Genomic DNA, 12,167 nt, shown 5'->3' on the forward strand with positions numbered 1-12,167 from the left:
GATGAACCCTGATCTCGCTCCGTTCCCCCATCTCGGCGAGTTGGGGTCGAGCAGCGCCTATCTGCTCTTGGTGGCGGGCATCGGGCTGATTCTGCCGTTCATCGTCGACCCCTACCGCACCCGCGACCGCAGTATCCTCTTCACCATCGCCTTCATCCTTGCCGCGCGCTACGCATGGTGGCGCGGCACCGAGACCTTGGCGCCGCTGGAGTTCAGCGCCAGCGCCTTCTTCAGCTACGCGCTCTACGGGCTGGAACTGGCCACGCTGGTCGGCTCGCTCAGCGCCTTCGTCATCCTCGCCCGCCACAAGCAGCGCAGCGATGAGGCCGACGAACACGCCGCGTGGTGGGGCGACAAAGAGCCCAAGGTTGCGGTGATGATCGCCACCTACAACGAGGACCGCGAGATCCTCGAGCGCACCATCATCGGCGCCAAATCGCTGCGGCACGCCAACAAAGAGATCATCGTCCTCGACGACAACCGCCGCGACTGGCTGCGCGACTACTGCGCAGCGCAGAACGTGCGCTATATGCGGCGGCCCGACAACAAGGGCTCGAAGGCGGGCAACATCAACCACGCGCTGGACCGACTGGCCGAAGACCCGGTGCCGCCGGACTTCTGCGCGGTGCTCGATGCGGATTTCGTGCCGCACCGGGGCTTCCTCTCGCGCTCTCTGGCGCTGTTTCATGACCCTACCGTGGGGCTGGTGCAGACGCCGCAGCACTTCTTCAACGCCGACCCGATCCAGCACAACCTCGGGCTCAGCGCCTCTTATCCTGACGAGCAGCGGTTCTTCTTCGACCACATGCAATGCTCGCGCGATGCATGGGGCACGGCGATCTGCTGCGGCACCTCTTCGATCAGCCGCTGGGACGCGCTGCGTGAGTTGGGCGGTTTCCCGACGGAAAGCGTGACCGAGGATTTCATGCTCACCGTCGCGCTGCAGACCATCGGCTGGAAGACCGTCTATCTCAACGAGCCGCTGACCGAGGGGCTCGCCCCCGAAGGCATCGCCGAATACATCACCCAGCGCGCCCGCTGGTGCCTTGGCCTGATGCAGATCGCCCGCTCGTCCGTAGGGCCGTTCAGCAAGGCCAAGCTGCGCATCCGCGACCGCTGGAGCGTCATCGACTCGGTGTTCTTCTGGGCCACCAGCTTCCCCTTCCGCCTCGCCGCCATCGTCTTTCCGCTGCTCTACTGGTTCTTCAACATCACCGTTGTCGATGCGCAGCTGGCCGATGTACTGATCTATTTCGGCCCCTATTACGTCTGGGTCACCATGGTGATGAACCTGCTGTCGCGCGGGTTGATGATCCCGGTCATGCATGACGTCAGCCAGCTCATCGGCTCGATCCCGATCACCCGCGCCGCCTATACCGGGCTATTCCGCCCCAAGGGGCACAAGTTCTCGGTCACCGCCAAAGGCGGCGACCGCTCGAAGGTGGTGGTGCAATGGCGGCTGATGGCGCCCTTCGCGATCTGCCTTGTGCTGAGCGTGGTTGGCCTTTGCCTCGGCATCTTCGACGATAATTTCGCCTACAATGATGCGGGCGACGGCAAATGGGTGATCGTCTTCTGGACGGTCTACAATATGGCCGTGCTGACCGTGACCTGCTTCACCTGCATCGAACTGCCCCGCGCCGAATCCCATATCGCCGACAAGCCCGAACGGGTGAGCTTCACCGCCAATGGCCGCAGCGACGCGCTGTGGCTGTCGTCGCTCACGCTCGATACGGCGCGGCTGCGCGGAAACCTTTATCCACTGCAGACACGCGGCATCCTGCATCTGCCCGACGTTGGCGATCTCGAGGCCTATGTGATCGCCACCACCACCGACGGCGCGCGCCTGAAGCTGGAACCGACGCCAGAGCAGCGCGAGGCGCTGTTTGTACGCTTCTACGCGGAGGGCGACGCGCCGGGCATCGTCAGCACCCGCACCTCGGCGGTGATTGCAGATATCGCGCGGCGCATCAGCTTCGGTCTGCCCGGCTGACGCGCCACGCGGTTTTAGATGCTTAGCGCTTAGAACGTGTTGACCGAAAAGCCGATGAAGAACTCTTCAGAGTTGAAGCGATAGCCTGCACGCAGGCTCACCGGCCCGTCGTAGTGCTTGTTCACCGCGAAGGTCGTGTCGAGATAGCTGTCACTGCCGCCGCGCGAGAACTCGGTGTTGAAACCGCTGTCGCCCCAGCCGAATGAGACCAGCCCGAACCAACTGTTTTCGATGCTGTTGAGCTCACCCAGATAGTAGAACGAGCCGAAAGACGTGGGCATCCAGCGGTCCAGCGAGGCGCGCACCCCCAGCTCATACAGGTCTTCTTCGCCGTCCTTGTAGACGCCGCCCACCGCCGGGCCGATCTTGAAGCTGGCGTCGATCGGCGTGTCGAACCCGTAGGTGAGGCTGCCGACAACCGAATAGCCGCCGTCCCAATGGCTCACCACCGCGCCGTAGTTCAGCTTGTCGCGGTTCACCGCCAGCACCGCGCCAGAGGTGCTTTGCGCCTGTTCTATCTGCACGAAAGTGCCGTCCGCCGCGGCCGGAAGCGCCGCCAAGGCCAGAGATGCCGCAAGACCGGCCGTAGCGAGAAAGCCAGAGGTCGTCATGTTCGGTTCCATTTTTGTTGATTGTCTGCCCGCCGGAGGGTCACCCGGGTTGACCTAGGGTTCGCAACGCAGGCAGGCTGATGCAAGTGGCCCGGCCAAGCGCAGGTCACGCCGTGTCATTATCGAGACATTAATCCCTGACATAGCGGCATGTTTCCGCCACCCAGCTTTTGACGCAAAAAGGGCGGAGGTTGCCCCCCGCCCCTGACATGCCCTTGCAGAGCAGATCGCTCAGCTGCCGCTCACGCGCCTTCAAGCGCGATGGCAATGCCCTGCCCCACACCGATGCACATGGTGGCCAGCGCCTTCTGGCCGGGCTTCAGCTCCAGCGCGGCGGTGCCGGTGATGCGCGCGCCCGACATGCCAAGCGGGTGGCCAAGCGCGATGGCGCCGCCGTTGGGGTTCACCCGCGGGTCGTCATCGGCAATGCCCAGATCGCGCAACGTGGCGATGCCCTGCGAGGCAAACGCCTCGTTCAGTTCGATCACATCGAAGGCGTCCTGCGTCAGACCAAGCCGCGCCATCAGCTTCTTCGACGCCGGTGCCGGGCCAAAGCCCATGATGCGCGGCTCGACGCCTGCGGTGGCCCCGCCAACGATACGCGCGATCGGGGTCAGCCCATGCGCCTTCACCGCCGCTTCCGAGGCGACGATCAGCGCCGCGGCCCCGTCGTTCACGCCCGAGGCGTTGCCCGCGGTGACCGAGCCGCCCTCGCGGAACGGCGTCGGCAGCTTGGCGAGTTTTTCGAGCGAGGTCTGGCGCGGGTGCTCGTCGGCCTCCACCACCAGCGGATCGCCCTTGCGCTGCGGGATGGTCACCGGGGTGATCTCCTGCGCGAGACGGCCATTGGCCTGCGCCGCCGCCGCCTTTTCCTGCGAGCGCATGGCAAAGGCGTCCTGATCCTCGCGCGAGATGCCGAACTGCTCGGCCACGTTCTCGCCGGTCTCGGGCATGCTATCGACGCCGTATTGCGCCTTCATCAGCTTGTTGACGAAGCGCCAGCCGATGGTGGTGTCGTAGATCTCGGCATTGCGCGAGAAGGCCGAGGACGCCTTCGGCATCACGAAGGGCGCGCGGCTCATGCTCTCGACGCCGCCCGCGATCGCAAGCTCGATTTCGCCCGCCTTGATGGCGCGCGCCGCGGCGATGATCGCATCCATGCCCGAGCCGCAGAGGCGGTTGAGCGTGGTGCCCGGCACCGTCACCGGCAGTCCTGCCAGCAGCGACGACATGCGCGCCACGTTGCGGTTGTCTTCGCCCGCCTGGTTGGCGCAGCCGAAGTAAACCTCGTCCACCGCCGCCCAGTCGATGTCGTGCTTGGCCATCAGCGCCTTCAGCGGAATGGCCCCGAGATCATCCGCGCGCACCGACGAGAGCGCGCCGCCGAAGCGACCGATCGGCGTGCGGATGTAGGAACAGATATAGGCGTCGGTCATCTCAGAGCTCCGGGCAGATCAGGTCGGCAACCTCGCCCTCGACATGCAGCGGCGCGCCGGTCAGGGCCTGCAGCTCGTCGAAGGAGATGGCGGGGATCTTCTCGCGCAGGACGAATTTACCGCCCTCCACGTCGACCACCGCCAGCGAGGTGTAAATGCGCGTCACGCAGCCCACTCCGGTCAGCGGCAGCGAGCAGCTGGCCACCAGCTTGGGATCGCCCTTCTTGGTGACATGGTCGGTCAGCACCGCCACGCGCTTGGCGCTCTGCACCAGATCCATCGCGCCGCCGACGGCAGGCACGCCGCCTTTGCCGGTGGACCAGTTGGCGAGGTCGCCGTTCTGCGCGATCTCATAGGCCCCAAGGATGGCCACGTCGAGATGGCCGCCGCGCACCATGGCGAAGCTGTCGGCATGGTGGAAAAAGGCGGTGCCGGGCTTGATGGTGATCGCCTTCTTGCCGGCGTTGATGCAATCCCAGTCTTCCTCTCCGGGCTCGGGTGCCTTGCCGAAGTCCAGCACGCCATTCTCGGTGTGGAAGATCGCCTGTTTGCCCTCGGGCTGGAACTTGGCAACCATCTCCGGGAAGCCGATGCCGAGGTTGACGTAAGCGCCATCCTCGATGTCCTGCGCGGCGCGCCATGCGATTTGGGCGTTGCTCAGTTTGATGGCGGAAATGTCGGTCATGGTATCACTCATGGGTAAACGGCCTCCGCCCGGTTCAGCTCTTCTTCCTGTGCGGGCTTTGCCACCTCGACCACCGAGCCGACAAAGATGCCGGGTGTGATGACATGTTCGGGGTCGATGCCGCCCAGCGGGACGATCTGCGAGGCCTGCGCGATGGTGTGGGTCGCGGCCATGGCCATCACCGGGTTGAAGTTGCGCGCCGCCATCCGGTAGGTCAGGTTGCCATGCGGATCGGCCAGCTCGGCCTTGATCAGCGCGTAATCCGCCTTCAGCCAGCGCTCGCGGACGTAGTGCTTGCCCTCGAATTCCTCGACCGGCTTTCCCTCGGCCAGTTCGGTGCCGTAGCTGGTGGCGGTGTAGAAGGCCGGAATGCCCGCGCCGCCCGCCCGGATACGCTCGGCGAGCGTGCCCTGCGGCACGATCTCAAGCTCGATCTCTCCGGCCAGATACGCCTCGGTGAAGACCCGCGGGTCCGCCGAGCGCGGGAAGGAGCAGATCAGCTTCTTCACCCGCTTCTGTTCGATCAGCGCGGCAAGGCCGACGTGGCCATTGCCGGCGTTGTTGTTGACGACGGTCAGGTCTTTGGCGCCGTGGTCGATCAGCGCGTGGATCAGCTCGATCGGCGCGCCGGAGCCACCGAAGCCGCCGATCATCACGGTGGCGCCATCGGGAATGACCGAAACGGCCTCCGCGGCGCTGGCGATGCTCTTATCCATGAAAATCCTCCTGTGGGCGCGGATCGCCCTCGGAAAGGGAAATATGACCTGCGGGTAACAGGGGCTATGGGTTTCGTGCGCATGTTGACATTTGTTCAGATAACGCCGCAGATCGTGCGCATGTTGAACAAACCGACCGATTACATCGCCTCGCTGGCGAAGGGCCTGCAGGTGATCGAGTGCTTCCGCGCCGAAACCCCGCGCCTGTCGATCGCGCAGGTGGCCGAGATGACCGGCCTCGACCGCGCCACCGCGCGGCGCTGCCTGCTCACGCTGCACCGGCTGGGCTACGCCGATTACGACGGGAAATTCTTCCAGCTCACCCCGCGGGTGCTGCGCCTCGGCATGGGGGCGCTCGCCGCCCTGCCCCTGCCGCAGCTGGTGCAGCCCTGGCTCGATCAGCTGTCGGAACAGATCCATCAGTCAAGCTCGGTGTCGATCCTCGACGAGACGGAGATCGTCTACCTCGCCCGCGCCGCGCAACGCAAAGTGATGAGCATCGGTCTGATGCCCGGCTCGCGCCTGCCAGCCCATTGCACCTCCATGGGCCGGGTGCTGCTCGCCGCCCTGCCCGAGACGGAGATGCGCGCCCTGCTCGACCGCTCCGACCTCACCCCGCGCACGCCGCGATCGCTGACCGACCCCGAAGAGATCATCGCCCGCATCACCCAGTCCCGCGCGCAGGGGTTCGCCATTATTGATCAAGAGGTGGAGATGGGCCTGCGCTCGATCGCGGTGCCGCTCTACAACGCGCATGGCAAGGTGGTGGCCGCGCTGAACACCGGCCTGCCCGCCATGCAGGCAGAGCCGGAGGATCTGGCGCAAGACTATCTGCCCGCCCTCCTCAAGGTGCAGGCGGGCCTGCGCCGGGTGCTGCCCTGAGCCTTTCATTGTTCCTAAAATACGCGGCTTAGGCGCGGGCGGCAGGTCCCGACTGCGTATTTGCAGAACAATGAAGGCCAAAGGTCTCAACAGACAGGTGCTCTACAAGAAAAGGGGCGAGGGTTTCCCCCCGCCCCGTTTTCATGAGCTTGGCCTGTGGAACCTAGTGGCTCACTCGTCCGTGTCGAGGCTCAGGGCCACGAAGCGCGGATCCCCACCGCGGCGCACCAGCAGCAGGATCGACTTGCGTCCGGCGTCCTTGGCTTCGGTGATGCGATCCTCGAGGTCATTGAGGCTCAGCACCTCGGTCTGACCGGCTTCGGTGATCACGTCCCCGGCGCGCAGGCCCTTCTCATAGGCTTCGGCAGCGGGATCGACATCGGTGACCGCAAGACCCTTGGCGCTGTCCTGCAGGCCCAGTTCGCTGCGCAGCTCGGCGGTGAGCGGCGACAGGGTGAGGCCCATCAGGTCCTTGGTTGCGGGCTCTTCGGCGCCGTCCTGCTGTTGCGAGGCAGGCACGGCGGTCTCGGTTTCCTCACGGCGGCCGAGGGTCACCAGCAGCGTTTCTGTGTTGCCGTTGCGGTTGACCACCACGCGGACCGATTTGCCGACCTCGGTGTTGCCGACGATCCGCACCAGTTGGCGCGTGTCGGAGACCGATTTGCCGTCGAAGGAGACGATCACGTCGCCCGCCTTCATGCCTGCATCCTTGGCCGGACCATCGGGCACATCCGAGACCATCGCACCCTCGGCGCTGTCGAGGCCAAGCGCCTCGGCCATGTCCGGGGTGACGTCCTGAATGCGCACGCCGAGCCAGCCGCGGCGGGTCTCACCGTATTGCTTGAGCTGGTCGACCACTTTGGTCACCACATTCGAGGCCATCGAGAAGCCGATGCCGATCGAGCCACCGTTGGGCGAGAGGATCGCGGTGTTCACCCCGATCACATCGCCGTTCATGTTGAACAGCGGGCCGCCCGAGTTGCCGCGGTTGATCGCCGCGTCGGTCTGGATGTAATCGTCATAGGAGCCCGAGAGCGCGCGGTTGCGGGCCGAAACGATCCCGGCCGAAACCGAGAAGCCCTGCCCCAGCGGGTTGCCCATGGCCATAACCCAGTCGCCGACCTTGCTGTCGTCGGAGTTGCCGAACTTGACGAACGGCAGCGGCTCGTCCGCGTCCACCTTCAGCAGCGCGATATCGGTGTTGGGGTCGGTGCCGACCAGCTTTGCGTCCAGTTCCTTGCCGGAGAAGAACTCGATGGTGATCTCATCCGCGCCTTCGATGACGTGGTTGTTGGTGACGATATAGCCGTCTTCCGACACCACAAAGCCCGAGCCGAGCGCCGAAGAGCGGCGCGGGCGGTCGCCTTCGGGGCCATTGCCGTTGCGGTCCTGAAACTCGCGGAAGAAATCCTCGAAGGGCGAGCCTTCGGGAACGATACCCTGCGGGCCGGTGCGCCCCGCGACCATCGTCGAGGTGGTGATATTGACGACCGAGGGGCTGACGCGCTCGGCCAGTCCCGAGAAGCTGTCAGGCGCGCTCTGCGCCTGCGCCATCAGCGACTGCGAGACGATCATGAATGCGGAGATCGTGGCGAGCCAGAACAGCCGCACCGGGCTCGCACCCTCCGTCACTGCAAGATTTTGTGGTTTCACAGGGAACTCCTTCTGTTCGGCAGCCTTGATCGCGGTCTTGAGCGCGGTGCCCCACGCGGCGCGCTGCCTCCTCATGAACAAGCGTAACATAGGTGCTTTGGGCGGCCACCAAAGAAAAGGTTTCAAGGTTTCAAGCCCATGTGACAGGGCAGTGAAAATTTCGGCGGCGCGCCGCCGGCGCGCTCGGCGCATGCCCGCTCAGCGGCGCGCGATCCACAGCAGCAGTACCCCGGTCACCAGCGTCGCAAGCCCCAGAAACCTGCGCATCTCCAGCGGCATGTCGCGCAGCGCCTCGAGCATGCGCTCCACAAGCGAAGGGGCCAGTGCGTACACCAGCCCCTCGATCACGAGAACCAGAGCGATCCCCGTCAGTATGTCGGTGCCGCTCACTCGGTGGCGGTGGCGCCGGTGTTGGCGCTTCCACTGGTGGAAGAACCGCTGGCCGTGCCGCCCGAAGCAGCGGGGGCCGCGGGCGCCGCCGCAGCGGAATCCTCGCCCTCTTCCGAGCTTTCCGCGAGCGGTGCCGGAGCGGCCTCACCCTGATTGCGGAAATAGTCGAAGAACTCGCCGGTCGGGGTCATGACGATCGAGGAATTCTCGCCCGGCAGCGCTTTGCGGTAAGCCTGCAGCGACCGGTAGAAGCCAAAGAACTCGGGATCGGCGCCATAGGCCTCGGCATAGATGCCGTTGCTTTCGGCGTCGGCCTCACCGCGGATGATGTCGGCATCGCGGTTGGCTTCCGATTGCGTCTCGACCACGGTCCGGTCGGCCAGCGCGCGCACGCGCTGCGCGGCCTCGTTACCACGGGCGATCTCGTCGGCGGCTTCCCGTTCCCGCTCGGCGCGCATCCGGGCGAAGGTCGCCTCGAGGTTCTGCGACGGCAGGTTGGTCTGCTTGAGACGCACGTCCACCACATCAAGGCCCAGCGACAGCGCTTGTTGGCGTGCCTGGTCGCGGATGCGGTTGGTCAGCCCGCGACGGTCTTCGGACAGGATCACGTCCGAGGTCACCTGATCGGCACCCAGAACTTCGCGGATCTGCGCATTGAGGATGCCCGACAGGCGGTCCTCGGCGGTGCGCAGACCGCCCACGCCCACGGCCTGACGGAAGCGCACCACATCGGCGATGCGGTAGCGCGCGAAGGCGTCCACAACGAGGCGGCGGTCATCCGACGGCGTCACCTCGATGGTGTCGGTGTCGAGCGACAGGATGCGGTCGTCGTATTTCACCACTTCCTGGATCAGCGGCACTTTGAAGGCGAGCCCGGGCTCTTCCTTCACCGATTTGATCTGGCCGAACTGCAGCACGAGAGCCTTCTCGCGCTCGTCCACCACGAAGATCGACGAGAGGGCGATCACCGCCAGAACGACGATCACCGGCAGCACATAAGTCGACTTGCGCATGTCAGTTACCTCCCTCTGTGGTGGTTCGGCTGCGGTTCAGCTCGTTGAGCGGCAGGTAAGGCACAACGCCGCCCTCGCCGGTCACGCCCTCGTCGAGGATGGTCTTGTCGACCCCGCCCAGCACGTTCTCCATCGTCTCGAGGTAGAGACGGCGGCGGGTGACCTCGGGGGCCTTGGCATATTCCTCGCGCACGGCAGAGAAGCGGCTGGCTTCACCCAGCGCCTCGTTGACCACTTGCGCACGATAGCCCTCGGCCTCTTCGCGGATCTGCGCCGCTTCACCCCGGGCCTCGGCGACCACGCGGTTGGCGTAGGCATCGGCCTGACGTTCGAGACGGTCACGCTCCTGCTCGGCGGCCTGCACCTCGCGGAAAGCGTCGATCACCTCGCGGGGCGGATCGGCGGTGTCGAGGTTGATCCGCACGATGTTGATGCCGCTTTCGTACTCGTCCAGCGTCGCCTGAATCTCTTCGCGCGCGGTGTCGGCAATGATGCCGCGATCGCGGTTGAGGATGGGGGCGAGGTTGCTGGCCGCGATGATCTCGCGCATCGTCGCCTCAGAGACCGCCTGCACGGTCAGCTGCGGGTCGCGGATGTTGAACAGCAGTTTCGCCGGATCGTTGATGTTCCAGACCACCTGAAACTCGATGTCGACGATGTTGGCATCGGTGGTCAGCATCAGGCTGTCCGCCGAATCACGCCCGTTGCCGATCGTCTCGGTCCGCTCCGAGGTCACATTCACCACCTCATGGGTGACGAAGGGCCAAGGCGCGAAGTTCAGGCCGGGATTGCCGGTCGAGGAATATTTGCCGAGGAAAAGCTCCACCGACTGTTCTTCGGGCCGGACGGTGTAGAAGCTCATCCAACCCCAGACACCAACCGCGACCAGCGCGATCAGGGCCACGGTGCTGCGGTTGAACTTGGGCCCGCCCGAGCCGCCGCCGGTGCCACCGGTGCGCCCGCCGTTGTTGCCGCCGCGCCCGCCCATCAGCACGCGCAGCCGCTCCTGGCCCTTCTTCATCAGCTCGTCGATCTCGGGGATCTGCGGATCCTCGGGACGTCGGCCACCGTTGTTGTTGCCTCCGCCACCGCTGGGCGGCCTGCCGCCACCCTGATTGCCACCGCCGCCCCAGGGGCCGCCGCCGTGTCCTGCCATTAGGTTCCTTCCCTCTCACTCACGTCTGTGTGTTCCCCTACCTGTGCATTTTCACCGCGAATTCAAGCGGTGCGCACCGGGGACTTCAGCGTCACGATCTCTTCCGACATGGTCGGGTGCACTGCCACGGTACGATCGAAATCCTCTTTCGTCGCCCCCATCTTTACGGCAATCCCCGCCAGCTGGATCATTTCCCCGGCGTTGGGTGCGACGATATGGCAGCCCAGCACCTTGCGGGTCTCCTTCGAGACGACCAGCTTCATCATCACCCGGTCGGGCCGACCGGCAAAGGCGGTCTGCATCGGGCGGAACGAGGTGGCATAGACCTCGATCGGCTCCTGCTCGGCCGCCTCTTCCTCGGACAGGCCCACCGTGCCGAACTCCGGCTGGGTGAAGACCGCCGAGGGGATCAGCTCGTGATCGACCTTGGTGGGGTTGTCCTTGAACACCGTCTCGACGAAGGCCATGCCCTCGCGGATCGCCACCGGGGTGAGGTTCACCCGGTCGGTGACATCGCCGATGGCGTAGATCGAGGGCACATCCGTGGCGCTGTAGTCATCCACCAGAATCTCGCCCTTGCGGCCCAGCTTCACGCCAGCCTCTTCAAGACCCATGTCGTCGGTGTTGGGCAGACGTCCGGTGGCAAAGAACACCTTGTCGAAGACCTTCACGTCGCCGTTCGAGGCCTTGACCCAGACCGGGCCGTCGCCGGGCTTGCCGCCGCTGTGATCGGCCAGCATCTCCTGCATCCGCGCGCCCATCGGAACGCCAGCGATCTCATGCTCTTCGAGATCCTCGGCGGTGGCGAGGCGCATCTCGACGATGTCGGTGCCGCAATGCAGCTGCACGCCGTTTTCCACCATGCTCTCGGCGATCAGGCCGCGGGCCTGCTCGTCAAAGCCGCGCAGAACCTGCGCGCCGCGGTAATATTGCGTCACCTCGACGCCGAGCCCGTTGAGGATGCAGGCGAACTCGCAGGCGATATAGCCGCCGCCGACGATCAGGATCGAGCTCGGCAGGTCCTCGAGGTGGAAGATGTCGTCCGACACCAGACCCAGCTCGGCATTGGGGATCTCGGGGCGCATCGGGCGGCCGCCGGTGGCGACGAGGATGTGCTTGGCGGTGATCGTCTCGCCGGTCGACAGCTCGACCGTATGCGCGTCCTTCACCTTGGCCCGCGCATCATAGGAGGTGACACCCGAGTTCTTCAGCAGGTTGCGGTAGATGCCTTCGAGCCGGTCCAACTCGTTGTTGAGCCGCTCGCGGAAGCTGCCCCAATTGAAGCTGCCCTCCGCGATGTCCCAGCCATAGCCCTTGGCGTCCTCGGCAACCGTGCCGTATTCGGACGCGAAGACCATCAGTTTCTTGGGAACGCAGCCCCGGATGACGCAGGTGCCGCCATAGCGGTCCTCTTCGGCGAGGGCCACTTTGGCGCCGGTCTCGCCCGCCGCAACGCGGGCCGCACGCACGCCGCCCGAACCGCCGCCGATCACAAAGAGATCAAAGTCAAAATCGCTCATGGGTCGCCTCTGGGTCGCCTTGTTTTCTGTCGGCGGGAGGTAGACCACAGAGCCGGGCGGATGACCAGAGCGACCGGGCCGGATGGCCGCGGTGCCGTGCGCGGTGCGCGCT

At 65.3% G+C, this 12,167-nt stretch carries 11 protein-coding genes; 2 read left to right on the plus strand and 9 right to left on the minus strand.

Going from position 1 to position 12,167, the window contains the following annotated elements:
• Position 1: 1 nt before the first annotated feature.
• The gene (locus ACXAD2_RS20975) at positions 2-1,993 is read left to right on the plus strand and encodes a glycosyltransferase family 2 protein (protein WP_475174202.1); all 1,992 of its coding nucleotides are present in this window, start codon (positions 2-4) and stop codon (positions 1,991-1,993) included.
• Between the two features lie 29 nt (positions 1,994-2,022).
• Here ACXAD2_RS20975 and ACXAD2_RS20980 read toward each other — a convergent pair whose 3' ends face one another.
• The 4 genes from ACXAD2_RS20980 to ACXAD2_RS20995 all read right to left on the minus strand — a co-directional run bounded on the left by ACXAD2_RS20980 (position 2,023) and on the right by ACXAD2_RS20995 (position 5,441).
• On the minus strand, positions 2,023-2,604 hold the full coding sequence (locus ACXAD2_RS20980; protein ID WP_475174204.1) for a hypothetical protein: 582 nt from the start codon (positions 2,602-2,604) through the stop codon (positions 2,023-2,025).
• A gap of 242 nt (positions 2,605-2,846) precedes the next feature.
• Entirely contained in the window at positions 2,847-4,040 is a 1,194-nt protein-coding gene (gene pcaF / locus ACXAD2_RS20985; RefSeq protein ID WP_224902473.1) for a 3-oxoadipyl-CoA thiolase, read from the minus strand.
• A 1-nt stretch (position 4,041) separates the two neighbouring features.
• Positions 4,042-4,725, minus strand: a complete 684-nt coding sequence (locus tag ACXAD2_RS20990) for a 3-oxoacid CoA-transferase subunit B (protein ID WP_475174207.1) — start codon at positions 4,723-4,725, stop codon at positions 4,042-4,044.
• An 8-nt stretch (positions 4,726-4,733) separates the two neighbouring features.
• Positions 4,734-5,441 carry a 3-oxoacid CoA-transferase subunit A gene (locus tag ACXAD2_RS20995; RefSeq protein ID WP_066101203.1) on the minus strand — a complete coding sequence of 236 codons (708 nt, stop codon included), beginning with the start codon at positions 5,439-5,441 and terminating at the stop codon, positions 4,734-4,736.
• A gap of 120 nt (positions 5,442-5,561) precedes the next feature.
• Between ACXAD2_RS20995 and ACXAD2_RS21000 the strand changes: the two genes are divergently transcribed.
• Positions 5,562-6,323 (plus strand): IclR family transcriptional regulator, encoded by a 762-nt coding sequence (locus ACXAD2_RS21000; protein WP_475174210.1) that lies wholly within the window; start codon positions 5,562-5,564, stop codon positions 6,321-6,323.
• A 171-nt stretch (positions 6,324-6,494) separates the two neighbouring features.
• Here ACXAD2_RS21000 and ACXAD2_RS21005 read toward each other — a convergent pair whose 3' ends face one another.
• From ACXAD2_RS21005 to ACXAD2_RS21025, 5 genes are all read right to left on the minus strand, one after another.
• Positions 6,495-7,898, minus strand: a complete 1,404-nt coding sequence (locus ACXAD2_RS21005; RefSeq protein ID WP_475174996.1) for a DegQ family serine endoprotease — start codon at positions 7,896-7,898, stop codon at positions 6,495-6,497.
• Positions 7,899-8,174: 276 nt separating this feature from the next.
• Entirely contained in the window at positions 8,175-8,366 is a 192-nt protein-coding gene (locus ACXAD2_RS21010) for a DUF2065 domain-containing protein (protein ID WP_475174213.1), read from the minus strand.
• A complete protein-coding gene (gene hflC / locus ACXAD2_RS21015) occupies positions 8,363-9,379 on the minus strand; it encodes a protease modulator HflC (RefSeq protein WP_475174216.1) in 1,017 nt (338 codons plus the stop codon). Before hflC ends, ACXAD2_RS21010 begins: the two co-directional genes overlap by 4 nt.
• 1 nt (position 9,380) lies before the next feature.
• On the minus strand, positions 9,381-10,535 hold the full coding sequence (gene hflK / locus ACXAD2_RS21020; RefSeq protein ID WP_066101211.1) for an FtsH protease activity modulator HflK: 1,155 nt from the start codon (positions 10,533-10,535) through the stop codon (positions 9,381-9,383).
• Positions 10,536-10,597: 62 nt separating this feature from the next.
• A complete protein-coding gene (locus tag ACXAD2_RS21025) occupies positions 10,598-12,055 on the minus strand; it encodes an FAD-dependent oxidoreductase (RefSeq protein ID WP_066101214.1) in 1,458 nt (485 codons plus the stop codon).
• Between the last annotated feature and the right edge of the window lie 112 nt (positions 12,056-12,167).

The sequence above is a fragment of the Salipiger sp. ABN3_019 genome, assembly GCF_056158605.1.